Annotated in this window: 19 protein-coding genes; 12 read left to right on the forward strand and 7 right to left on the reverse strand. The window is 70.2% G+C overall.

Annotated elements, in window-relative coordinates; translation table 11 throughout:
• Positions 1-50: 50 nt before the first annotated feature.
• The 4 genes from AC5YDA_RS00840 (at position 51) to AC5YDA_RS00855 (ending at position 4,909) form a co-directional block, all read left to right on the forward strand.
• Entirely contained in the window at positions 51-1,472 is a 1,422-nt protein-coding gene (locus AC5YDA_RS00840; protein WP_496187996.1) for a bifunctional ADP-dependent NAD(P)H-hydrate dehydratase/NAD(P)H-hydrate epimerase, read from the forward strand.
• Positions 1,473-1,536: 64 nt separating this feature from the next.
• Positions 1,537-2,709 carry a M20 metallopeptidase family protein gene (locus AC5YDA_RS00845; RefSeq protein WP_496187997.1) on the forward strand — a complete coding sequence of 391 codons (1,173 nt, stop codon included), beginning with the start codon at positions 1,537-1,539 and terminating at the stop codon, positions 2,707-2,709.
• A gap of 177 nt (positions 2,710-2,886) precedes the next feature.
• Positions 2,887-4,410, forward strand: a complete 1,524-nt coding sequence (gene exaC / locus AC5YDA_RS00850; protein ID WP_496187998.1) for an acetaldehyde dehydrogenase ExaC — start codon at positions 2,887-2,889, stop codon at positions 4,408-4,410.
• A 55-nt stretch (positions 4,411-4,465) separates the two neighbouring features.
• A complete protein-coding gene (locus AC5YDA_RS00855; RefSeq protein WP_496187999.1) occupies positions 4,466-4,909 on the forward strand; it encodes a DUF779 domain-containing protein in 444 nt (147 codons plus the stop codon).
• 137 nt (positions 4,910-5,046) lie between these two features.
• Here the strand turns inward: AC5YDA_RS00855 and AC5YDA_RS00860 are convergent, their stop codons facing one another.
• From AC5YDA_RS00860 to AC5YDA_RS00890, 7 genes are all read right to left on the reverse strand, one after another.
• Entirely contained in the window at positions 5,047-6,168 is a 1,122-nt protein-coding gene (locus tag AC5YDA_RS00860; protein WP_496188000.1) for a sodium ion-translocating decarboxylase subunit beta, read from the reverse strand.
• Position 6,169: 1 nt separating this feature from the next.
• Positions 6,170-6,712: an acyl-CoA carboxylase biotin carboxyl carrier protein subunit gene (locus AC5YDA_RS00865; RefSeq protein WP_496188001.1), complete on the reverse strand. Its 543-nt coding sequence runs from the start codon at positions 6,710-6,712 to the stop codon at positions 6,170-6,172.
• Positions 6,713-6,715: 3 nt separating this feature from the next.
• Entirely contained in the window at positions 6,716-7,153 is a 438-nt protein-coding gene (locus AC5YDA_RS00870; protein ID WP_496188002.1) for a hypothetical protein, read from the reverse strand.
• 11 nt (positions 7,154-7,164) lie between these two features.
• The gene (locus AC5YDA_RS00875) at positions 7,165-8,709 is read right to left on the reverse strand and encodes an acyl-CoA carboxylase subunit beta (protein WP_496188003.1); all 1,545 of its coding nucleotides are present in this window, start codon (positions 8,707-8,709) and stop codon (positions 7,165-7,167) included.
• A 169-nt stretch (positions 8,710-8,878) separates the two neighbouring features.
• Positions 8,879-9,373, reverse strand: coding sequence for a DUF456 domain-containing protein (locus tag AC5YDA_RS00880; protein WP_496188004.1), 495 nt, complete (start codon positions 9,371-9,373; stop codon positions 8,879-8,881).
• Between the two features lie 86 nt (positions 9,374-9,459).
• Entirely contained in the window at positions 9,460-11,061 is a 1,602-nt protein-coding gene (locus AC5YDA_RS00885; protein ID WP_496188005.1) for an ABC-F family ATP-binding cassette domain-containing protein, read from the reverse strand.
• 21 nt (positions 11,062-11,082) lie between these two features.
• Positions 11,083-12,294, reverse strand: coding sequence for a M20 metallopeptidase family protein (locus tag AC5YDA_RS00890; protein ID WP_496188006.1), 1,212 nt, complete (start codon positions 12,292-12,294; stop codon positions 11,083-11,085).
• Between the two features lie 65 nt (positions 12,295-12,359).
• On the opposite strand from AC5YDA_RS00890, the gene AC5YDA_RS00895 reads away from it, so the two are divergent.
• The 8 genes from AC5YDA_RS00895 (at position 12,360) to AC5YDA_RS00930 (ending at position 25,141) form a co-directional block, all read left to right on the forward strand.
• Positions 12,360-13,481, forward strand: a complete 1,122-nt coding sequence (locus tag AC5YDA_RS00895) for an AI-2E family transporter (RefSeq protein ID WP_496192708.1) — start codon at positions 12,360-12,362, stop codon at positions 13,479-13,481.
• 86 nt (positions 13,482-13,567) lie between these two features.
• Positions 13,568-14,599 (forward strand): LacI family DNA-binding transcriptional regulator, encoded by a 1,032-nt coding sequence (locus AC5YDA_RS00900; protein WP_496188008.1) that lies wholly within the window; start codon positions 13,568-13,570, stop codon positions 14,597-14,599.
• 89 nt (positions 14,600-14,688) lie between these two features.
• Entirely contained in the window at positions 14,689-16,785 is a 2,097-nt protein-coding gene (locus tag AC5YDA_RS00905; protein ID WP_496188009.1) for a beta-galactosidase, read from the forward strand.
• Between the two features lie 12 nt (positions 16,786-16,797).
• Positions 16,798-18,150: an ABC transporter substrate-binding protein gene (locus tag AC5YDA_RS00910; RefSeq protein WP_496188010.1), complete on the forward strand. Its 1,353-nt coding sequence runs from the start codon at positions 16,798-16,800 to the stop codon at positions 18,148-18,150.
• Positions 18,147-19,064, forward strand: a complete 918-nt coding sequence (locus AC5YDA_RS00915; protein ID WP_496188011.1) for a carbohydrate ABC transporter permease — start codon at positions 18,147-18,149, stop codon at positions 19,062-19,064. Before AC5YDA_RS00910 ends, AC5YDA_RS00915 begins: the two co-directional genes overlap by 4 nt.
• Complete coding sequence (locus tag AC5YDA_RS00920) at positions 19,061-19,975, forward strand: carbohydrate ABC transporter permease (protein WP_496188012.1); 915 nt, start codon at positions 19,061-19,063, stop codon at positions 19,973-19,975. Before AC5YDA_RS00915 ends, AC5YDA_RS00920 begins: the two co-directional genes overlap by 4 nt.
• 13 nt (positions 19,976-19,988) lie before the next feature.
• A complete protein-coding gene (locus tag AC5YDA_RS00925; RefSeq protein WP_496188013.1) occupies positions 19,989-22,955 on the forward strand; it encodes a glycoside hydrolase family 2 TIM barrel-domain containing protein in 2,967 nt (988 codons plus the stop codon).
• Positions 22,952-25,141, forward strand: a complete 2,190-nt coding sequence (locus AC5YDA_RS00930) for an alpha-galactosidase (protein WP_496188014.1) — start codon at positions 22,952-22,954, stop codon at positions 25,139-25,141. Before AC5YDA_RS00925 ends, AC5YDA_RS00930 begins: the two co-directional genes overlap by 4 nt.
• The last annotated feature ends 32 nt before the right edge of the window (positions 25,142-25,173 follow it).

The following is a 25,173-nucleotide window of genomic DNA, read 5'->3' on the forward strand; positions in this document are numbered from 1 at the left end:
GTTCGACGCGCTCGCCGAGCGCCGGCATGCGCTCGACTACCGTGTGCGGCATGGAGCCCATCGCCTCTGCCCAGATGATCCGCGACGCCGAGGCGGCGTGGTTCGCCGCCCATCCCGGCGGGGACCTGATGGGTCGGGCCGCGGACGCCGTGGCCACGGCGGCGGCGGACATCCTCCGCCGCCGGGACCTGCCCGGCGTTCTCGTGGTCGCGGGGCCGGGCAACAACGCCGGGGATGCCCTGTACGCGTCCGCCGAGCTCAGTGAACTGCTCGGGCGAACCGTGCCCCTGTGGGTGTGGCCGGTGCTGGAGCACACCCACGCCGACGGCCTGGCCGCGGCCCTGGCGTCCGGAGCGGTGGTCGTGGACGCCGCCGGTGCGCTCACCCACGTCGGCGGCGCCGGGCTGGTCATCGACGGGCTCTCCGGCTTGGGCGGACGCCCCGGCCTGCCGGATGCGGTGGCGGCGCTGGCGCGGGCGTGCTCCGACGATGGCATCCCCGTGGTGGCGGTGGACATCCCCAGCGGGCTCGTCGCCGACTCGAACGTGGCGAACGAATCGTTCGACGCCGAGGTCACCGTGACGTTCATCGCGCGCAAGCTGGCGCACGTGGCCGAGCCCGCGGCGTCCCGCTGCGGACGGGTGGAGCTGGTGGACATCGGCGTGCCCGCACCCCGGTCGAACGTCGCGCTCGTCACCGAGGACGACCTCTCGGCGTGGTACCCGTGGCCGACCGTCCTCTCCCACAAGTACAGCCGTGGTGTCGTCGGCATCGACACGGGCACCGAGGCCTACCCCGGTGCCGCCGTGCTCGGGGTCTCGGGGGCCCTGCACGCGGGCGCGGGCATGGTGCGCTTCGTGGGCCCGGCCCGGGATGCGGTGTTGCGCGCGTTCCCGTCGGTGGTGGCCCCTCTCGACGTGGACGACCCCGGTCGGGTCCAGGCCTGGGTGGTGGGGTCGGGCTGGCCCGGCGCCGACGGCCCCCGCCTGAACCGCCGGGTGGCCGACGGCGTCCCGATGGTCCTGGACGCGGGCGCCCTCGACACGGTGCACTGGCTGCGCGATCCCCTGCCGTCCGGATCACTGGCGACCCCGCACGCCGGCGAACTCGCGCGCTTGATCGGCGTCGAGCGACCCGCGGTCGAGGCGGACCCCATCCGGTACGTGACCGAGGCCGCCGAGGCCTTGGGCGCCTGCGTGCTGCTGAAGGGGGCCACCCAGTACTGCGCCGCCCCCGACGGCGCGGTGCTCGTCATCCCCGCCGGACCACCCTGGACGGCTACCGCCGGCTCGGGGGATGTGTTGGCCGGCATCGCCGGCGCCCTGCTGGCCGCGGGCGTGCCCGCGCTGAGGGCGGGCGCGCTGGCTGCGTCCCTGCAGGCGCGCGCGGCGTCCCTGCGGCCCGGGCCGCGCACGCCCGAGGAGCTCGCGGCGTCCGCCCTGCCCGTGGTGATCGCGGAACTGCACGCGTGACGTGTGCGCGTCGCCGGCCCGGTCCTCCTGTGAACGCACACGCCTCCGACTAGGCTGACGTCCCGTGACCGACCCGCTGCTCGAACAACTGGTCGCCGGCATCGACGCCGTGCTGCCCGAGGCGGCCTCGCTGCGCCGCGCGATCCACGCCGACCCCCACGTGGGCGGCGACGAGATGGACACTCGCGACACGCTGACCCAGGCCATGGACTGGCTCGACTGGTTGCCCGTCGCGGAGACCGGCGCCTTCGCGCGGTTCGGCCCGGCTGGGCCCGCCGTGGCCCTGCGCGCCGAACTGGACGCACTGCCCATCGTGGAGTCGACCGGCGTGGAGTGGGCCTCGCAGCGGCGCGGCATCATGCACGCGTGCGGGCACGACGTGCACATGGCGGCGCTCTGGGCGGTGGTGACGGCGGCCCGGGGGCTGGAGTTGCCGGTGGCGATGGTCCCGCTCCTCCAGCCGCGCGAGGAGGACAGCCCGCCCGGCGCGACCGACGTGGTGACCTCCGGCGTCCTCGAGGACGCCGAGGTGGCGGCCATGGTGGGCGTCCATGTCCAGCCGGCCGTGGAGCCCGGCGTCGTGTCGACGGGCGCCGGCGCTGTCAACGCTGCCTTCGACGCGTTCGACATCACCGTCACCGGACGCGGTGGGCACGGCGCCTACCCGCACCTCACGGTGGATCCCATCGGCATCCTGGCGACGATCATCTCCGGGCTGACCGACCTGCCGGGTCGCACGATCAACCCGGTCAACCCGTCGGTGGTCTCGGTCGGCACCGTCCGCGGCGGCACAGCCCCCAACGTCATCGCCGATGCGGCCCACTGTTCCGGCACCGTCCGGACGTTCCACGAGCGCGACCAGGCCATCCTGCACGAGGCCATCACGCGCCTCGCCGAGGGGATGGCCCTCGCCCACGGGGCGTCCGCGACGGTGAGGTTCACGCGCGGCGGCCCCGCGCTGGTCAACGACGCCGGACTCGCCGCGCGAGCCGATGCACTCTACGAGGGGCTGGGCGTCCCGGTGGCGGGGATCCCGTTCCGGTCCTGCGGCTCGGACGACTTCTCGGAGTACAACGCCGTCGTGCCGTCGCTGATGACCTTCGTGGGTGTCAGTTCGCCCGACGGGGTGGGCCTGCACCACGGCGCGTTCCTGCCCAGTCGTCAGGCCCTGCGCCTCAGCGCCGTCGCGCTGGCGACCAGCTACGTGGCCGGGGCACAGCTCGCCCGACCCAGGTGAGACCCGGTCGCGCGTGAGGCTCACTTTCGGGTGCATTGCCGTGCGACGCTTCGAGCCCCCTGGGGGGTAGGAAGCGCCGCACGGAAATGCACGAAATCGAGACCCTGCGTCCCTTCCCCGCAGACGTCCGTTCCCGTAGTGTGCCGCAATCCGCCCAACGACGAACGGAGCCACCACGTGACGCGCTACGCCAACCCCGGATCCAGTGACTCGACCATCGAGGTCAAAGACCGCTACGGCCACTACATCAACAACGAGTGGGTCGAGCCCATCAAGGGCGACTACTTCGACAACATCACCCCGGTGACCGGCGAGGTCTTCACCCGCATCGCCCGCGGCACCGCCGAGGACATCGACGCGGCGCTGGACGCCGCCCACGCCGCCGCGGACGCGTGGGGCCGCACCTCGCCGGCCGAGCGAGCGGTGATCCTGAACAAGATCGCCGACCGCATCGAGCAGAACCTCGAGGACATCGCCGTCATCGAGACCTGGGACAACGGCAAGGCCGTCCGCGAGACGCTCAACGCCGACATCCCCCTGGCGATCGACCACTTCCGCTACTTCGCGGGTGCCATCCGTGCGCAGGAGGGCACCCTCAGCCAGCTGGACGACACCACGGTGGCCTACCACTTCCACGAGCCGCTGGGTGTGGTGGGCCAGATCATCCCGTGGAACTTCCCGATCCTCATGGCCGTCTGGAAGCTCGCACCCGCGCTGGCCGCCGGCAACTGCGTCGTCCTCAAGCCCGCCGAGCAGACCCCGTGGTCGATCCTGAAGCTGTTCGAGGTCATCGGCGACCTGTTGCCCAAGGGCGTGGTCAACATCGTCAACGGCTTCGGCGTCGAGGCGGGCAAGCCACTGGCGTCCAGCCCGCGCATCGCCAAGATCGCGTTCACCGGCGAGACGACCACGGGCCGGCTGATCATGCAGTACGCCTCCCAGAACATCATCCCGGTCACCCTGGAGCTGGGCGGCAAGAGCCCGAACGTGTTCTTCGCGGACGTGGCCGACCAGAAGGACAACTTCTACGACAAGGCCCTCGAGGGATTCGCCTTCTTCGCCCTCAACAACGGCGAGGTCTGCACCTGCCCGAGCCGCGCGCTCATCCAGGCGTCCATCTACGACGAGTTCCTCGCCGACGGCATCAAGCGCGTCGAGGCCGTCAAGCGCGGCCACCCGCTCGACACGGAGACGATGATGGGCGCGCAGGCGTCCAACGACCAGTACGAGAAGATCCTGTCCTACGTCCAGATCGGCAAGGACGAGGGGGCCAAGGTGCTGACGGGCGGTAACCCGGTCGACCTCGGCGGCGAACTGTCGAAGGGCTTCTACATCGAGCCGACGGTCTTCGAGGGCGTCAACTCGATGCGGATCTTCCAGGAGGAGATCTTCGGCCCGGTCGTGTCGGTCACCAAGTTCAGCGACGACGCGGAGGCACTCCAGATCGCGAACGACACCCTGTACGGCCTCGGGGCCGGCGTGTGGTCACGCAGCACCCACCGCGCGTACGCCATGGGCCGCGCCATCAAGGCCGGCCGGGTGTGGACCAACTGCTACCACCTCTACCCCGCCCACGCGGCGTTCGGTGGGTACAAGCAGTCGGGCATCGGCCGCGAGAACCACCTGATGATGCTGGACCACTACCAGCAGACGAAGAACCTGCTGGTGTCCTACAGCCAGGACAAGTTGGGCTTCTTCTGATCGACCGTGGGCGCCACCCCCGCGGGGTGGCGCCCCCCAACCTTGCAGGAGGATGATGACTGACCAACCCTTCGGCGACGCCTGTCGCTTGGACTCCGTCGGGGTCGAGGAGCTCGTGACCGACGGCCCCACGCGCGTCGCCGTCACCCCCGACGCCGCCGCGCTGCTGCGCACGGTGGTCGGTCGGCACGGCCCCGTGATGTTCCACCAGTCCGGAGGCTGCTGCGACGGGTCGGCTCCGATGTGCTACCCCGTCGGGGAGTTCCTGACCGGGGACGCCGACGTCCTGCTCGGCACCCTGGACATCCCCGGGCTCGATCCCATCGAGGTCTGGATCGGCAAGCAGCAGTTCCAGGCGTGGCAGCACACGCGGCTGACGATCGACGCGATCCCGGGGCGGGGCGCAGGCTTCTCGCTCGAGGCGCCCGAGGGAATGAGGTTCCTCACCCGTTCGCGCTTGTTCACCGAGCAGGAGCGGGAGTCGCTCGGGATCGGCTGAGCCCCGCAGCAGCCCTGGGGCGGGCACCGATCAGGACGGCGGGGCCGCGCTCCCCCTGAACATTTCCGTGCGGCGCTTCATACCCCAGGGAGTACGAAGCGCCGCACGGAAATGCACCTCGGGCACGGATGACCCCCCTAGCCAGCTCCCATCAGGGCCAGCAGTACGCCGCCGGCGACGACGGAGGCGACCTGGCCCGCGGCGTTGGCGCCCATCGCGTGCATCAGCAGGAAGTTGTCGAAGTTCTCGCGCTGGGCCTCCTTCTGCACCACGCGTGCCGCCATCGGGAACGCCGAGATGCCGGCGGCACCGATGAGGGGGTTGAACTTGCCGCCCGAGAACAGGTTCATCAACTTGCCGAACGAGACGCCCATGATCGTGTCGAGGCAGAACGCGATCAGGCCGAGGGCCATGATCATCAGGGTCTGCACGTTGAGGAAGCTCTCCCCGATCATCGTCGACCCGATCGCCAGCCCCAGGAACAGCGTGACGACGTTCGCCAACTCGTTGGACGACGCCCCCACCAGCCGCTCGACCACCTTCGACTCGCGCATCAGGTTGCCCAGCATCAGCATGCCGATCAACGGCGTCGCGAACGGCACGAGGGTGCCCACCACGATGGTGACCACGATCGGGAACAGGATGCGCGTGCGCTGCGAGATCTCCCGCGAGGTGTACGGCATCACGATGGCGCGTTCCTTGGCGGTCGTCATGGCCCGCATGATCGGGGGCATGATGATCGGCACCAGACTCATGTAGGAGTACGCGGCCACGGTGATGGGGGCGACCAGCTCGGGAGCGAGCTTGTTCGACACGTAGATCGAGGTGGGCCCGTCGATGGCGCCGATGATGCCGATGGAGGCGGCCTGGTTGTGGGTGAAGCCCAGGAACAGCGCCAGCAGCAGCGTCAGGAAGATGCCGAACTGGCCCGCCGCGCCGAGCAGCACCATCTTGGGGTTCTCCAGCAGGGGCCCGAAGTCGGTCATGGCGCCGATGCCGACGAAGATCAGCAGGGGGAACATCTCGTTGCCCACGCCCATGTCGTACAGCAGCTGGAGCATGCCGTGCTCGCCGACCAGCGGAGACAGCGGCAGGTTGGCCAGGATCGCGCCCGCGCCGATGGGAAGCAGCAGCAGGGGCTCGTACTCCTTCCTGATCGCCAGCCAGATCAGGAGCAGGCCGACCCCGATCATCACCAGGCTCTGCCAGGTGACGCTGGTCAATCCCTGCAGCAGGTAGTGCAGTGTGTCCGGACTCATCTCAGGCCTCGAACCTCACCAAGGTCTCGCCGAACTTCACCTGCTGGTTGGGCGCGACGTAGATCTCGGCGACGACACCGTCCCTGGGTGCCCTCAGTTCGTTCTTCATCTTCATCGCCTCGAGGACCAGCAGCGAGTCGCCGCGCTTCACGGCTGCGCCGACGGTCGTGTCGACCGTGAGGATCACGCCGGGCATCGGCGCGGTCATCTTGTTGCGGGCGCCGCCGCCGGGGGCCGCTGACGCCGAGGGCGCGGACGCCCCTGCCGTCGCTGCTGCCGCAGCCGGCTGGGCGGACGCCGTGGCTACGGGCGTCGGCGCCGCGCTGGCCGAGGTGGGCGCCCCGTGGCCGGCCCCGACGACGTCCGGGGTGACCGTCCGCGGGGTGACCGCGGGCGTGATGGCCCCGTGGCCCAGGTCGCGGTGGTCGTCGAGCGTGACGTCGACGAGGCGTCCGTCGATCAGGACGCGGAAGAGGTTCGCGCCGACCACCTCGACGTCCACCACCTTGGACGTGTTGTTGACGCTGATCGTGTAGCGGCGCATGGCCTACCTCCGGGAGAAGGGATGGGTCTGGGCGCCCCGACCGACGGCCAGCCAACGGCTCGCGAAGAGCTGGCTGCCGGGAGCATGGGCACGGGTTTCGGGGCCGGCGGAGCGGCGGCGGATCTCGGCGTGCTGGATCACCGCAACCGTGATCGCCGCGACCTGGTCCTCGTCCAGGCCGTCGGCGATGATGCGCACGGCCGGCTTCACCGGTTTCGCATCGGCTTCCCTCGTCGGGTCAGCCTCCCCGGGCATGATCGTGACCATCCGCAGGTCGGGATCGGGCGTCCGGACCCGCAGCTGGGGCACGGATTCGGTGTCGAGGCGTCCGATCAGCATGAGGACCGCCATGAGGGCGAACAGCAGGAGGAACACGACCCCCATACCGACGACCATCATCATCAGGCCCCAGCCGATGTCGTCCATCGTGGGCAGGTTCATGGAGTGGCTCCTCACACCGGGAAGAGGCCGTGCTTCTTCGGGATGGTCTGCGTGACCTTGGTACGCAGCACCTCGAGGGCACGGATCAGGCGCGGACGGGTCTCGCGAGGTTCGATGACCTCGTCGATCTGGCCGACATCGGCGGCCTGGTAGGGGTTGAAGAACTTCTCCTTGTACTCGGCGATGAACCGGGCCTCCTCGGCCAGCGGATCGGCGGCGGCCTCGATGGCGCGACGGTTCAGCAGCCGCGCGGCGCCCTCGGCACCCATGACGGCGATCTGGGCCGACGGCCACGCGAATGCGACGTCGTTGTTCATCTGCTTGGAGCTGAGGGCGACGTACGATCCGCCGTACGCCTTGCGCGTCACGATCGAGATCTTCGGGACGGTCGCCTGGCAGTAGGCGTAGATGATCTTCGCGCCGTGGCGGATCACGCCGTTGTACTCCTGCTCGACGCCGGGGAGGTAACCGGGGCAGTCCACCAGGGTGATGAGCGGGATGTTGAACTGGTCGCACAGCGTGATGTGGCGGGCGATCTTGTCCGACGCGTTGATGTCGAGGCAGCCCGACATGACCTGCGGGTTGTTCGCGATGTAGCCGACCGAATGTCCGTCGAGGCGGGCGAACCCGACCAGGGCGTTGGCGGCCCAGTCGTGGTGGAGCGGGAACATCGAGTCGCGGTCGAAGACCTGGGCCAGCAACTGGTGCATGTCGTAGGGGAGGTTGTCGTCGTCCGGGATGTGCGTGTTCAGCGCCTCGTCCATCCGGTCGGCGGGGTCGTAGGGCTCCAGCGGCGGGGCGTCCTCGGTGTTGTTCTGGGGGAGGTAGCTCAGGAGCTGCTTGGCCTTGCGCAGCGCGTCCGCCTCATCGGTGGCCAGCACCTGGGCGACACCGGACGTCGCGTTGTGGACCCACGCGCCGCCGAGTTCCTCGGCGCTGACATCCTCGCCGGTGACGGTCTTGATGATGTCCGGACCGGTGAGGAACATGTTCGAGGTCTGGTCGACCATGATCGTGATGTCGGTCAACGCGGGGCTGTACACCGCTCCGCCGGCGCACGGGCCCATGATCAGCGACAGCTGGGGCACGACGCCGGACGCCTTGACGTTGCGCACGAACACCTCGCCGTACGCGGCCAGGGAACGGACGCCCTCCTGCACGCGGGCGCCGCCCGAGTCGTTCAGGCCGATGACGGGGATGCCGGCCTCGATGGCCAGGTCGAGGATGCGGGAGATCTTGTTCGACTGCACCTCGGAGAATGAGCCACCGAGGACGGTGAAGTCCTGGGCGTAGACGGCCACGCGGCGTCCGCCGATCTTGCCGAAGCCCGTGATGATGCCGTCACCGGGGTACCGGTGCTGGTCCATGCCGAAGTCGGTGGTGTGGTGCGTGGCGAGCGCCCCCAACTCCTGGAAGGAGGCCTCATCGAGCAGGATCGACAACCGCTCGCGGGCGGTGAGCTTGCCCTTGGCGTGCTGGGTCTCGATGCGCTGAGCCCCACCACCCTCCAGCGCCTGCTGCCTCTTCTCGCGCAACGTCGCCAAGTGGTCTGTCATCGGTACAACCTCGTCCTCAGTGATGGGTTCGCCGTAACGGCTACTACAGAACGTAGCAACCGCGGTGAGACAAAACCTCAAGGAGACGTAAAGGGTCACCGTGTGGACGGTCTACGTCCACTAGATGGACGCCCCTTTCGTCACCCCTTGTCAAACCCCCGAGCGGAGTTCAGTGAGTCAGGTGCACGATGATGGCGACCAACAACGCCGCCGCGGCGCACAGCGCCATGGCAAGCTCCACGAGCATGCCGAGGCCGACCGACTTCAGCGCGGTCCAGGACGTCGACGCCGCCTCGCGCAGATCGCGGACGCGAACGTACTCGGATGCCAGCAACCCGGCGATGAACCCGATCGGCAGCCCCAGGAACGGGATCACGAACATCCCGATCACGCCGGCAACGAGGCCGACGACCACGGAACGACTGGGGATCTCACGCTCCTTCAGGCGTCGCCCCGTGATGAGGTACTGGGCGCTCGCCCCCACGGCGACGAACACCGCTCCGATGCCGAGGACGAGCCATCCGTACGAGGAACCGCCCCAGATCGCCCACACCAGGAGCCCGGCGAGGATCGTTGCACTGCCCGGCAGGACCGGGACGACGATGCCGCACACCCCCACGACGACGAGGACGACCGAGATGGCGGCGATGAGCTCAGTGGGCACGCCGACAGGGTACGTCAGTGTGGCTGGCCTCGGCGCACCGGACCCGAGCCCTCGGCGCACCGGACCGGAGCCCTCGGCGGTGCCGCTCAGGCCAGCGTGATCAGCTCCGCGTAGTCGGCGCTCCAGAGGTCCTCGTCGCCGTCCGGGAGCAACAGCACGCGATCCGGCTGCAGCGCCTCGACCGCTCCGGGGTCGTGGGTGACCAGGATCGTGGCACCGGCGTACGTACGGATCGCTTCCAGCACCTCGCGCCGGGAGGCTGGGTCGAGGTTGTTGGTGGGTTCGTCCAGCAGCAGCACGTTGGCGGACGACACCACCAGCATCGCCAGCGCCAGACGGGTCTTCTCCCCACCGGACAGCACCCGCGCGGGCTTGTCGACGTCGTCACCGGTGAACAGGAACGAGCCGAGGATCTTCCGGACCGCCGTGTCGTCCAGGTTCGGGGACGCCGACACCATGTTCGCCAGCACCGAGCGCGAGCCGTCGATGGTCTCGTGCTCCTGCGCGTAGTAACCCAGCCTCAGCCCGTGCCCGGGGACGACCTCGCCGGTGTCCGGCTTCTCGATCCCGGCCAGGATTCGGAGCAGGGTCGTCTTGCCCGCGCCGTTGAAGCCCAGCACCACGACGTTCGCCCCGCGGTCGATCGCGAGGTCCACGCCCGTGAACACCTCCAGCGATCCGTAGTGCTTGCTCAGGTCGGACGCCGTGAGCGGCACCCGGCCGCACGGCGCCGGCTCGGGGAACCGGATCTTCGCGACCCGATCCTGGGCGCGCTCCCCCTCCGTCGCGGCGAGCATCTTCTCGGCACGCTTGGCCATGTTCTGGGCAGCGGTGGCCTTCGTGGCCTTGGCGCCGAGCTTCGCGGCCTGGTCCAGCAACCGGGCCGCCTTCTTCTCGGCGTTGGCACGCTCGCGCTTGCGACGCTTCTCGTCCGTCTCGCGCTGGACGAGGTACTTCTTCCAGTCGAGGTTGTAGAGGTCCATCTCGGAGCGCATCGCGTCCAGGTGGAAGACCTTGTTGACCACGGCGTCCAGCAGGCCGGTGTCGTGGGAGATCACCAGGATCCCACCCGGGTACGTCGCGAGGTAGCTGCGCAGCCACACGATGGAGTCGTGGTCGAGGTGGTTGGTGGGCTCGTCCAGCAGCAGCACATCCGCCCCGGAGAACAGGATCCGCGCCAGCTCGACGCGGCGCCGCTGGCCACCCGACAGCGTCGCGATCTCCTGGGTCAGCACGCGATCCGGCAGGCCGAGGTTCGCGCAGATCCGGGCGGCCTCGGACTCCGCGGCGTAGCCACCGGCGGCGTCCAGTTCGGCCTCGGCGCGGGCGTACCGGCGCAGCGCGTCCTCCTGCTCCTCGTCGGTGGCGGCGTCCGCGATGGCCTGGGTGACGGTGGCCAGCCGCTTGAGGATCGAGTCCAGGCCGCGCGCGGACAGGATCCGGTCGCGGGCGAGCTGCGTGAGGTCGCCGACCTTGGCGTCCTGGGGCAGGTAGCCGACCAGGCCCGTACGGCTGACCGAGCCCCCGGCCGGCTGGCCCTCACCGGCGAGGATCTTCGTCAGCGTGGTCTTGCCGGCCCCGTTGCGTCCGACCAGTCCGATGCGGTCACCGGACGCGATCTGGAAGCTGGTGGGCTCGAGGAGGGTACGGGCGCCCACGGCCACCGTCAGTTCACGCGCGACAATCACGTGGGCTGAGTCTACCTCCGGCTAGCGTGCCAGCTCGACCAGCGTTTCGTGGGCCAGGGTCGCGTAGACGGCCATGGCCTCGGCGATCGGCGCGTCGTCGAACCAGGCCGTCGCCGAGTGGTTGTAGGTGCTGGTGGCCGCGTCGCGTCCCTCCGGGACGCCGGAGTAGAAGATGAACGCCCCCGGCACACGGTCGAGGACGTGGGAGAAGTCCTCCGAGCCGCCCACGGGTTCGGCCAGCACGGAGTACCGCTCCCCCACCAGGGAGCCGAGCACCCGCCCGACGAAGTCGACGACCTGGGGGTCGTTCACGGTCGGCGGGACGCCGCCGACCCAGGTGACCTCGGCGCGGCAACCGTGCGCGGACGCGATGCCCTCGACCAGCTGGGTGAGCAGCGTCTGGACGCGATCCCGCGCACCCTTGGAGAACGACCGCACGGACATCTCCAGGTGGCAGCGCTCCGGAATCACGTTGTTCGCATGGCCCGCGTTCGCGACGCCCACGTTGACGATGACGGGGTCGGCCGCGCTGAACTTCTTCGCGATCATGGTCTGGATGGCCAGGATCACCTCGGCCATCACCGGCACCGGATCGTTGGCCATGAAGGGCGCCGACCCGTGCCCACCGCGTCCGATGATGTCGACCACCACGAGGTCGGACGCCGCCATCAGCGTCCCCGGACGCGTGGTCCACGTGCCCGGCGCGTAATTGGCCGACATGACGTGCAGGCCGAACGCGCGATCGGCCGGCCGGCCGGCCGCCTCGAGGACCCCCTCGGCCAGCATCGCGTTGGCGCCGGTCAGGACCTCCTCGCCGGGCTGGAACATGAACACGACGTCGCCGGGCAACTCGTGCGCGTGCGCGTGCAGCAGCTTGGCGGCGCCCACGAGCGTCGACGTGTGCAGGTCGTGGCCGCACGCGTGCATGTGGCCCGCCCGCTCGGACGCGAAGGGCATCCCGGTCTCCTCCTGCACGGGCAGTCCGTCCATGTCACCGCGTAGGAGCACGACCGGCCTCGTCCCGGATGCCGTCGCCCCACCCCGCAACACCGCGGTGACGGACGTCGTCGCCCGGCCGAGCGTGATCTCGAGGTCGAGACCCTCGAGGGACTGCAGCACGGCGGCCTGCGTGCGCGGCAGGTCGTCCCCGAGTTCGGGCCAGCGGTGCAGCCGGTGGCGCAGTTCGGTGATCTCGTCCGCGATGTCGGCGGCTTCGGCGAGGTAGTCGGGCATGCGGTCACCTTAGCGGCGGCGGCACGGGGTGACGGGTTGTCAGGGCAACGTTCTAGGGTGGGGCCATGGAGCAGACGCAACGCCCACCGGTGATGCCCAGCATCACCGTGATTCTGCTGTCCCTGACCGCCGCGATGGTGGTGCTGTTCGGCATGCGCGAGTATGCAGACATCCTGGGCCCGCTGCTGCTGACGGCGAACCTGTTCATCGCCGCCTACCCCATCTACACCTGGCTCGTGTCCAAGAGGGTGCCGCGCATCCTGGCCCAGATCCTGTTGGCGCTGGCGGTGTTCGCGATCCTGGCGGCCTTCGCCTACGCCCTGACGTGGTCGATCACGGCGCTGGTGCAGGAGCTGCCGCACTACCAGGCCCAGTTCTGGGATCTCTACCACCAGATCGTCGCGCTGCTGGCGCAGTTGGGTGTCAGCGAGCAGATGGTGGTCGACCAGGTCAAGGGCGTCAACCCGTCCAGCCTCGCCGGGCTCCTGTCCAGCGCCCTGGGCAGCGTCACCAACCTGGTGTCCTTGCTGACGGTGATCGTCGTGATGGTGTTCATGATGGCGTTCGACAGCGAGACGTTCGGGACGCGCAACCGGCAGCTGATGCGCCACCAGCCGCGCGTGTGGCACTCGATCGCCGACTTCATCGCCGGCGTCCGCCGCTACTGGGTGGTCACCTCGATCTTCGGCCTCATCGTGGCGGTGATCGACGTCATCGCGCTGGAGTTCCTGGGCGTCCCGCTGGCGATGGTCTGGGGCATCCTCAGCTTCATCACGAACTACATCCCCAACGTGGGCTTCATCATCGGGCTCGTGCCACCGGCCATCATGGCGCTGCTGGCCAATGACCCCCTGACGGCGCTGTTCGTGGTGATCATCTACTCGGTGGCGAACTTCGTCATCCAGTCGATCATCCAGCCCAAGTTCAACGGTGACGCCGTCGGCGTCACCGCGCTGGTGTCGTTCGTGTCGCTGCTGCTGTGGAGCTCCGTGCTGGGAGCGCTGGGCGCACTCCTCGCCCTGCCGATGACCCTCCTGGCCAAGGCGGTCCTGGTCGACCACGACCCCCAGATGCGCTGGATCAACGCCTTCATCTCGAACGAGCCGCAGTCCGCAGACCCGCGGCGGGCGCAGGAGAACCCCCCGGAGGCTGAGACGCACCCCGACGACGAAGGTCCGAACGAGTAGACCTCGACGGAGTGGGTGACCTGAACGCGCGTGAGCGGTAACGTTTGGGCAGGGCGCGCCGCGCCCACCCAGTGAAGGACACCACCATGCCGCAGCCAACCCGCCCCCCCGAGCGGAACGGCAAGGCGCCCACCATCTACACGGTGGCGGCCCATGCCGGGGTGAGCCACCAGACCGTCTCGCGGTACCTGAAGGGCGAGTCCCTGCGAGCAGGCAACCGCGAGCGTGTCGAGCAGGCCATGAAGGAACTCGACTTCCACGTCAACGACACCGCCCGAGCCCTGGCCACCAACCGGGCCCGCCGGATCGGGGCCTTCATCTTCGAGGTCGACGACTGGGCGCCGCAGCGCGTGCTGAGCGGCGCCGCCGAGGCCGCGCGCAGGGCTGGTTACGTCCTCGACATCGTCCGGGTGGACGCGAACGACGACGCCTCCATCGACCAGGCGGTCAACCTCATGAACCGGACGTCGTTGGCCGGCGTGGTCGTCCTCTCCCCCTCCGACCCGATGCTCGGCCGACTCCGCCTCGAGCGCCTCCGGGCCCCCTGGTTCGTCGAGGCCGAGCCCGCGCTCGAGGAGGGCCACGACGACACGGCCCACCACCCGTTCGCCCAGGTCGTCGACCACCTCGCCGACCTCGGCCACGAGCGGTTCTTCCACGTCGGCGGCCCGCTGACCTGGCTGCCGGCACGCAACCGCCGCGCGGCGTACCGCGAGGTGATCCGGCGTCGGGGCCTGGTGAACTGCGGCGAGACCACCGGCGAGTGGGGCGCCCCCTGGGGGGCCCAGGCGATGCGGGCCTTCCCGATCGGCGACAAGCCCACGGCGATCGTCGCCGCCAGCGACCAACTCGCCCTCGGCGCGCTCCACTGGCTCCACGAGCGGGGCATCCGCGTGCCGGAAGACGTGAGCGTGACGGGGTATGACGGGATCCCGGACGCCGCCTATTTCTGGCCTCCCCTCACCACCGTCGAGGTCGACTTCGCCCACCTCGGACGCCGGACCGTGGACGCGCTCATCGCCCATGAGGCCAGCGGACGTCGGCCCGACGACAGCGCGGGGCCCACGAGCACCCTCGTGGTCCGGGCCTCCAGCGCACCGCCCCCCGCCGCCAGGTAACCAAAAGATCTCGATCGGCCCGAACTCTTCCCATCCACCAACTGTTACCGGTAACGTTTGGGCATTCCCTCGTCACCCGTGGAGTTCCGATGACACCGTCAACGCTGACCGGCTTGAGGTTCGGCGCTGCGTACTACCCCGAGTACCAGGCCGAGCCGCGGCTCGAGCGCGACCTCGACCTGATGGCCGCGGCGCGCTTCACCGTCATCCGGGTCGGCGAGTCGGTGTGGTCCACCTGGGAGCCCCGCGACGGCGAGTTCGACCTCGACTGGCTCCAGCCCGTCCTCGACGGCGCCCATGCCCGGGGCATCGGCGTGATCCTGGGCACCCCGACCTATGCGTGCCCGCCCTGGCTGCAGACCAAGCACCCCGAGATCGCCGGCGAGGTGGCGACCGGCCGACCGCTCGGCTGGGGCTCGCGCCAGGAGATCGACATCACCCACCCGACCTTCCTTCGGTACGCCGAGCGCATCATCCGCGCCATCATCGGCCGCTACGCCGACCACCCGGCCGTCATCGGCTTCCAGGTCGACAACGAGCCCGGCGCCCTCCTCCTCCACAACGAGGGCACCTTCGCCGCCTTCCTGGACCACCTCAGGAGCACCTACGGCGATGTCGACACCCTCAACCGTGAGTGGGGCCTCGTCTACTGGTCCCACCGGATCTCCGACTGGTCGCAGCTGTGGCGTCCCGACGGCAACCTCCAACCGCAGTACGACCTGGCCTGGCGGCGCTTCCAGTGCGGCGTCGTCGCCGACCACATCGCGTGGCAGGCGACCATCGTCCGCGAGTACGCGCGCGCGGACCAGTTCGTGACCACCTGCATCGCGTTCGACCGTCCGGCCATGGATGAGCGCCGCACCGCCCTCCCCCTCGACGTCACGGCCACCAACGCCTACTACGGCATGCAGGACCACCTGGACCGCGCGCTCGAACTCCCCGCCCCCGACCACTGGGTCCGTACCGGCGTCGCGGGCCTGCTGGAACTGGCGGACCGGTCCTGGGCGATCCGCCAGGAGCGGTTCCTCGTCACCGAGACGAACTGCGCCTCGATCCACCTCGGCTGGCAGAACCAACCCCCCTACCCGGGCCAGCTGAAGCAGGCCGCCCTCGCGCTCGTGGCGCGCGGCGCCGCCATGGTCGAGTACTGGCACTGGCAGTCGCTCCCCTGGGGCACCGAGACCTACTGGGGCGGCGTCCTGCCCCACAGCCGGCAGCCGGGCCGCATCCACCGCGAGGTCTCCGAGATCGGCGCCGTCCTCGCCGCCCTGGGCGCCTCCCTGGACGGCTACGTCCCCGACGCCGACGTGACGATCCTGTGGAGCACCGATTCCAAGCTGGCGTTCGAGGGCCACCCCCCTCTCGCCCACGCCGACGGGTCCCCCCGGGCCACCGCGTACGCCGACATCGTCCGGGCCTTCCAGCAGGGCGCGGCCGACGCCGGTGCGCAGGTCCGCTACCTGCACGCCGAGCAGGCGGCCGAGCACACGTCCGACGAGTTGGCCGCCCACCACCCCGTCCTCGTGGCGGCCGGCTTCTACACCGCGACGGACGCCGACCTCGACCGCCTGCGCGACTATGCCGCCGCCGGTGGACACCTGGTGCTCGGCATCCGGACCGGGTACGGCGACCACGAGGCCCGGGCGCGTCTGGCCGTCGCCCCCGACCGCCTCCACGAGGCCGCCGGTGTCCGGTACGAGGAGTTCTCCAACCTCGCCGCCCCCATCCCGGTCGAGGGGCCCCTCGCCCGGACGGACGCCGCGGCGTCCGACTGGGTGGACGGGCTCGTCCTCGAGGACGCCGAGGTGCTGGCCACCTACCGCCACCCCCGTTTCGCCACGTTCCCGGCGGTCACCACCCGTCGCCATGGGCGTGGCCGCGTCACCTACGTCGGCACCGTGCCCACAAGGGCGCTCGCCGCCGACATCCTCCGCCACGTCGTGCCCGACCCCGTCGGCGCGGTGTGGCAACCAGATCCCAGCACCACGGTGCACTCCGGGGTCGCCCGTGGGTGCAGGACATGGTTCCTGCACAACTGGAGTGCCGCGCCCGCCCGGGCGACGGTGCCACATGACGTCGTCGACGCCGTCGACGGCGCCCCCTTCCACGCCGGGCACGTGGTCGTGCTCGAAGCGTGGGGCTGCCGCGTCTACCGCGATGCCGCCGCCGACCGTCGCCAACCTTGAGAAGGAACACCGATGTCCCGTCCCCAGTCCGAAGCACAGTACCTGGCCTCCTTGCCCTCGGCCCCCGTCAGCGGGTTCTCCCGCCGCTCGCTGCTCCGCGGCGCGATGGGCGTCAGCCTGGCCGCCCTGGCCGGACCCACCCTCGCCGCGTGCGGCAGCCCCAGCGGCGGCTCCGCCGGTGGCGCGGCGTCCGCGACCGGTGAGGTCACGTTCGGCAACAACCAGGCCGACCCCGTCCCGAAGCAGGCCATCGAGGCCGTCGCCAAGGCGTTCAGCGAGGCCAACCCGGGCCTGAGCGTGAAGATGAACACGGTGGCGCACACCACGTTCCAGGAGAACATCAACAACTACCTCCAGGGATCCCCCGACGACACCTTCTCCTGGTTCGCCGGCTACCGTGCGCGCTTCTTCGCCGAGAAGAACCTGGTGGGCGACATCTCGGACGTGTTCAAGGCCACGCCGGGCATCCCGGACGGCCTGAAGAAGGCCTGCTCCACGACCGACGGCAAGGCCATCGTCATGCCCGCCACCTACTACCCGTGGGTCGTCCTGTACCGCCCGAGCATCTGGAAGCAGCGCGGCTACGAGGTCCCCAAGACCCTCGACGAGTTCAAGGCCCTGGGCGACAAGATGAAGGCGGACGGCCTGACGCCGCTGGCCTTCGCCGACAAGGACGGCTGGGAGGCGATGGGCACGTTCGACATCCTCAACCTCCGCGTGAACGGCTACGACTACCACATCAACCTGATGGCCGGTCAGGAGGACTGGACGGGTCCGAAGGTCGTGAAGGTCTTCGACACGTGGAAGGGCCTGCTGCCGTACCACCAGCCGGACGCGCTGGGCCGCACCTGGCAGGAGGCCGCGCAGTCCCTGCAGAAGGGGGAGTCGGGCATGTACTACCTGGGCACGTTCGCCGCGCAGCAGTTCGCCAAGGGCGCCGAGCAGGACGACCTCGACTTCTTCGCCTTCCCCGAGGTCGATTCGGCCATCGGCGCGGGCGCCATCGAGGCCCCGACCGACGGCTTCATGATGAGCCGCCGTCCGAAGAACGAGGCCGGCGCCAAGAAGTGGCTGGGCTACCTCGGCACCGCCGCCGCCCAGGACATCCTCGTCCAGGCCGACCCGTCCGTCGTGGCGACCAGCCAGGAGGCCGACGTCTCCAAGTACACCGGCCTGCAGACCAAGGCCCTGAATCTGCTCAAGGAGGCCACCGACGTCTCCCTGTTCCTCGACCGCGACAGCCGCCCCGACTTCGCGTCCACCGTGATGGGCCCGGCCCTCCAGAGCTTCGTCCGCAACCCCAACGACCTCTCCACGATCCTCAGCAGTGTGGAGGCCCAGAAGAAGTCCATCTTCGCGTCATGAGCCAGGCACACTCCCTGACGCAGGCCCGGGCCGGACGCCGCGGTACGCGGCTGTCCGGCCGGGACCGGCTGACCGTGACCCTGATGGTCCTCATCCCGACCGCGGTCGCCGCGGCGCTGGTGTGGGGGCCCGCCGTGGCCACCGTCGTGTTCTCCTTCTTCAACTGGGACGGCTTCGGCCCGTTCAGCGAGTCGGAGTTCGTGGGTACCCGCTGGTACACCGAGGCGGCCACCATCTACCCGGCCTTCTGGCCGGCGATCCAGCACAACGTGATCTGGCTGGTCGTCCTGTTCGGCATCGCGACCCCGTTCGGCATGCTCATCGCGGTGCTGATCGACCGTGAGGCCAAGTACACGAAGTTCTACCAGACCTCCCTGTACCTGCCCGTCGTCCTGTCGATGGCGCTGATCGGCTTCATCTGGCAGCTGATCTTCAGCCGCGACCAGGGCCTGTTGAACCTGGTGCTGGGCACCACCATCGACTGGTACGGCGATCCGCAGTACAACCTGTGGGCCGCCCTGATCGCCACCTCGTGGCGCCACGTCGGCTACGTCATGCTGCTGTACCTCGCCGGGCTGAAGGGTGTCGACCCGTCGCTGCGCGAGGCGGCCCAGATCGACGGCGCCTCGGAGACCAAGACGTTCTTCCAGATCGTCTTCCCGGTCATGTTCCCGATCAACATCGTCGTGCTGGTGATCACGTTCATCGACTCGCTCCGCGCGTTCGACCTCGTGTGGGTGATCAACCGCGGACGCAACGGCCTCGAACTCCTCGCCACGGAGGTGACCCGCAACATCGTGGGTGAGGCCCAACGCATCGGCTTCGGCTCGGCCCTGGCCACGTTCATGCTCGTCATGTCGACGCTGTTCATCATCGTCTATCTGCGCATCGTGATGAAGGAGGAACAGCGATGAGGGCCGAAACTCCCGTGGCGGTCCCGACCGCGGCCGTCGACACCCGGATCCGCAAGCGTCCCTGGACCAGGGGGCGCATCGCGACCCACGTGTTCCTGGCCGTCGTGACGATCGCCTGGCTGATCCCGCTCGTGTACGCGGTGCTCGCGTCGTTGCGCGATTACCAGTACACCGCCCAGCACGGCTACCTCAGCTTCGGTGGCTTCACCCTCGCCAACTACATCGACGCCTGGACGATGGGCGAGTTCGCGCGCAAGTTCGTGAACTCGGCGATCATCACCGTCCCGGCCGTCCTCCTGACCCTGTTGCTGGCCTCGATGGTGGCGTTCGTGATCGCCCGGTTCAGCTGGACCTTCAACATCGTGCTGCTGGCGGCGTTCACCGCCGGCAACCTGCTCCCGCCCCAAGCGCTGCTCATCCCGGTGTTCAAGCTGTTCCAGCGCCTCGAGGTGCCGTTCTGGTTCAGCGACTCCGGCACGCTGCTCAACTCGTACTGGGGCCTGATCGCGGTCAACGTGGCGTTCCAGGTCGGCTTCTGCACGTTCGTGCTGAGCAACTACATGAAGGCGTTGCCGAAGGAGATCTATGAGTCGGCCATGGTCGACGGTGCCAGCGTCTGGCGGCAGTACTGGGGGCTCACGCTCCCGCTGTGCCGTCCGTCGATCGCGGCGCTGGCGACCCTGGAGGTCACGTGGATCTACAACGAGTTCTTCTGGGCGACCGTGCTGCTGCAGAACGGCGACATGTTCCCCATCACGAGCTCGCTGACCAACCTGTCGGGGCAGTTCTTCACCAACCACAACCTCGTCTCGGCGGGTTCGGTGATCATCGCCCTGCCGACCATCATCATCTACTTCCTGCTGCAGAAGCACTTCGTCGCCGGGCTGACCCTCGGTGCCACGAAGGGCTGAGTTCGAAGGGGCCATGACCACCTACATCGAAGAGATCTCGCCGGGCTCGGGGCGCCGCGTCGCGCCGCGCAGCCACCTCGACACATCCGCACCCGCGCTCGACCTGTGCGGGGAGTGGAGGTTCCAGTACTCCCCCAGCGCGCTGGAGGCGGACGCCGCGGCGTCCGACCCGGCACTGGACGACTCCTCGTGGGCGGTCATCGACGTGCCGTCCCACTGGGTGCTCCGCGGGGACGGCGCGTGGGGGCGTCCGGCCTACACCAACGTCCGGTTCCCCTTCCCGCTCGACCCCCCGCGCGTCCCCGACGCCAACCCGACCGGCGACTACCGGCGCGTCGTGGACGTGCCGGCCGCGTGGCTGGCGTCCGGCCGGGTCTGGCTGCGACTGGACGGCATCGAGTCGATCGGGCGGGTGTGGTTGAACGGCACCGAGGTCGGCGTCGTCCGCGGCAGCCGGCTCCGGCAGGAACTCGACGTGACCGACGCCGTGCACCCGGGGGGGAACGTGCTGCACATCCGGGTGCACCAGTGGTCGGCGATGACCTACGTCGAGGACCAGGACCAGTGGTGGCTGCCCGGCATCTTCCGCGAGGTGTCGCTCCTCCACCGGCCCGACGGCGGCCTCGACGACGTCTGGCTCCGTGCCGACCGGGATCCCGCCACCGGCCAGGGCACCCTCACCCCCGAATTGCGGTGCACCGCCGACGCCTACCCCGTCCGCATCACGTGCGCCGAGCTGGGCCTCGACCACGTCGTCGAGGATGCCGACACGCTCGGCACCCTCGACGTCGGGCCCACCGAACCGTGGAGCGCCGACCGTCCGCGGCTGTACACCGTCGAGGTCGGCAACGCCGCCGAGACCGTGACGCTGCGGGTCGGGTTCCGGCGGGTCGAGATCGACGGGGCGGGCTGGCTGGTGAACGGCAGGCAACTCCGGATCCGGGGCGTCAACCGCCACGACTTCCATCCCGAGGACGGCCGGGTGTTCCACGAGGACGACGTCCGCGCCGGGATGCTGCTGATGAAGCGGAACAACATCAACGCGATCCGGACGAGCCACTACCCGCCGCACCCGCGGCTGCTCGACCTGGCGGACGAACTGGGTTTCTGGGTGATCGATGAGTGCGACATCGAGACCCACGGGTTCGAGCTGTCCGGCTGGCGGGGCAACCCGTCCGACGACCCGGACTGGCGGGGCGTCTACCTCGACCGCGCCGAGCGCATGCTCGAGCGGGACAAGAACCATCCGTGCCTCATCGCGTGGTCGCTGGGCAACGAGTCGGGTCCGGGCGCGAACCTCGCGGCGATGGCCTCCTGGATCAAGCGCCGGGACCCGTCCCTGCCCGTCCACTACGAGAACGACCACGAGGACCGGTACGTCGACGTCGTCTCCCGCATGTACGCGCCGGTCGAGGAGCTCGAACGCCTCGTCCGGGTGCGTCGGGACCGGCCGATCGTGCTGTGCGAGTACGTGCACGCCATGGGCAACGGCGCCGGCGGCATCGCCCACTACGAAGCCTGCTTCGACGCCCACCCCGCCATCGCCGGCGGCTTCGTCTGGGAGTGGCGCGACCACGGCATCCTCACCGCGACGCCGGATGGCACCCCGTACCACGCGTATGGCGGTGACTTCGGGGAACCGGTCCACGACGGCAGCTTCGTCTGTGACGGGATGGTCCTCGCGGACGGGACGCCGACCCCTGCGCTCGCCGAGTTCGCGGCCGTGGCCACCCCGATCCGCATCGCCCTGACGCGGAACGCCACCATCACCAACCTTCGCCACGACGGGGACACCGGCGACCTGACGTTCGCGTGGGTGCACTCCGTCGACGGGCACGAGCGTGCGTCCGGGACCCTCCACGTGGCGCCGGTGGCCCCCGGCGAGTCGCGCGCGATCGCCCTGCCCGAGGTGTCGACCGATGCCGCCGGTGAGCACTGGCTCACCGTCACCGCCCACCTGGCGTCCGACACCCCGTGGGCCGCGGCGGGACACGTCATCACGACCGCCCAGGTGCTGCTGGCCTCGCGCCTGCCGGCAACGCCACGCGCAGGCGTCCCGGCCGTCGGGCCGGGGAGGGTGACGGGCGCGGCTTCCCACGACACCATCCGCCTCGGGGACGCGCGGTTCGACCGCTGGGGCACGCTGCTGTCGCTGGGCGACCTCGCGATCAGCGGCGGCCGGGTCACCCTGTGGCGCGCGCCGACCGAGAACGACTCGCTGGCCACCTTCGGGTCGTACGAGCTGGGCGACCCGGCCCTGACGGGCGGCTGGGGCGTCCAGGGTCCGTCGTCGGCCGAGCGCTGGCGCACCGCCGGGCTCGACAGGCTGCAGCCCAAGCTGCTCGGCCTCGAGGCCGAACAGGACGTCCTGACGACCACGTACCGGCTCGCCGCGGCGAACGTGATGCAGTACGTGCTCGTGCACCACCGGTGGGCGTGGACCGACGGCGCGTTGCGGCTCGACGTCGACGTCCAGCCCTCGTCGGGGTGGACGGTCACGTGGCCTCGCATCGGCGTCCACTTCCGGCTGCCAGGGGCGTTCACGGACGCCGCGTGGTTCGGCACCGGGCCCCTCGAGAACTACGCCGACACCCACGCGGCCGCCCGGGTGGGACGGTTCACCAGCACGGTCGAGGACCTGACGATCCCGTACGCCGTCCCCCAGGAGAGCGGCCACCGGGCGGGGCTGCGCGACCTCGTGCTCACCGGCCAGGGTGTGACCCCGGTGCGGGTCACCGCCTCCCCCGTCGGCGGTCAGCGGCCGGGCTTCACCGTCGCACGGCACAGCGCCGAGCAGTGGACGGCGGCGCGACACCGGTACGAGCTGCCCGCGCCGGAGGCCACCCACCTCTACCTGGACCTGGCCCAGCACGGGATCGGCTCGCGCTCGTGCGGTCCGGACGTCCAGCCGAAGGACGCCCTGTGGCCGCGGCCGGCCTCCCTGTCGGTGGTCCTCTCCACGGGGGACGATGAGGCATGACCGACTGGCGGATCGCCCTGACGGCGGATGACGTCTCCCTCGTCCTGGACTGCACCGCGGCGCAGCTCCCGTCCGTCGCCCACTGGGGCGCGGCCCTGCCGCTGCCGGACGCCGCGGCCGTCGACCAGCTCGTGCTGGCCGGCCTGCCGCCGCAGCTGCCGAACTCCCCGGACATCCCGGTGCGGGTGTCGATGGTCCCCGAGGCCCGCACCGGCTGGACGGGACACCCCGGCCTCACCGGATCGCGGGCCTGCGGCAGCGGCTGGTCACCGGACTGGCGGCTGGTCGAGGTTCTCGCCGACGGCGTCACGCTGGCCGTCGGCACCCACGCGCTCGGTGCGGGCGCCGTCGAGTTCCGGGCGCGGGACGACCACGCCGGCCTGGCGCTGACGCTGGTCGTCGAGATGCTGCCGCAGGGCCTCGTGCGGGCGCGGGCGTCCGTCAGGAACGAGGGTGCCGACGACTACCGGGTGGACGAACTGCTCGTCGCCTTCGCGATCCCGGCGCGGGCCCGCGAGGTGCTCGACTTCGCCGGGCGCTGGGGCAAGGAGCGCGCGCCGCAGCGGCGTCCGCTCGACGTCGGGACCACCAGGCGGGAGGGCCGCCACGGGCGGACCGGCGCCGATGCGGCGTTCGTCCTGCACGTCGGCACGCCCGGCTGCGGGTTCGCCTCGGGCGAGGTGTGGGCGGTGCACACCGCGTGGAGCGGAAACCACGTCCATTACGCCGAACGCGGCCTGAACGGCGACCAACTGGTGGGTGGCGGCGAGTTGCTGCTGCCCGGCGAGGGACGACTCGTCCCCGGCACCACCTACACCGGACCGTGGGTGTACGCCAACCACGGCGTCGGCCTGGACGCCGTGGCGCGCCGCTTCCACCGCTGGTTGCGGTCCCGGCCCGAGCACCCGGGCGTCGAGCGCCCGGTCACCCTCAACGTCTGGGAGGCGGTCTACTTCGACCACGACCTCGATCGGCTGCTGGCGCTGGCCGAACGGGCGGCGTCCGTCGGGGTGGAGCGGTTCGTGCTCGACGACGGCTGGTTCGGTGCGCGACGCAGCGACCGCGCGGGGCTGGGCGACTGGGTCGTCAGCCGCGACGTGTGGCCGGACGGCCTGCACCCGCTCGTCGACCGCATCACCGGCCTCGGCATGCAGTTCGGCTTGTGGGTCGAGCCCGAGATGGTCAACCCCGACTCGGACGTGGCCCGCGCCCACCCCGAGTGGCTGATGCAGCCGGGCGGGCGCCTGCCGGTGGAGGCGCGGTTCCAGCAAGTGCTCAACCTGGGGATCCCCGAGGCGTACTCCCACGTGCGCGACCAGCTCCTCGCGCTGCTGGAGGAGTACCCGATCAGCTACTTCAAATGGGACCACAACCGCGACCTCGTCGACGCCGGCACCGCGCCGGGCGGGGCGCCTGCGGTCCACGCGCAGACGCTGGCGTTCTACCGCCTCGTCGACGAGCTGAAGGCCGCCCACCCCGGCCTAGAGATCGAGTCGTGCTCCTCGGGCGGCGGACGCATCGACCTGGAGGTGATGAGCCGCTGCGACCGGGTCTGGGCCTCCGACTGCATCGACCCGCTCGAGCGGCAGCAGATCGACCGCTGGACCGCGCAGCTCCTGCCCCCCGAGATGATCGGCTCGCACATCGCGTCGGGCCGCTCGCACACCACGGGGCGGACGCACGACCTGTCGTTCCGGGCCGGTACCGCGGTGTTCGGACACCTGGGCATCGAGTGGGACATCACGAAGGCCACGCCGGCAGAACTCGCCGAACTCCAGGGATGGATCGCCTGGTACAAGGACCATCGCGGCCTGCTGCTGAGCGGCGACGTCGTGCGGGTCGACCTGCCCGAGCAGGGCGCGTTCCTGCGCGGCGTGGTCTCCCCGGACGCCGCGGTGTTCAGCCTCGCGCTGGGCGAGGCCCCCGCCACGGGGACGCTGGGGCGGGTCGTCCTGCCGGGGCTCGTGCCGCAGGCCCGCTACCGGATCCGGCCGGTGCCGTTGTCGCTGGTGGGTGCTGCGCCGCCGGGGTCGGCGTCGACGGTCGCCGGCGTGGGCATCCCGCCGTGGTTCGTCGAGCCGGAGGGGATCGTGCTCACGGGTGCCGCGCTGGCGACCAGCGGTGTGCAGACGCCATGGCCCATCCCCGAGCACGCGGTGCTGCTGGAGGTCGTGCGGGTGGACTGACGCCTTCGCGCCCACACCCGGCCCCGGGCCGT

Source organism: Propioniciclava sp. LT294, from assembly GCF_059516005.1.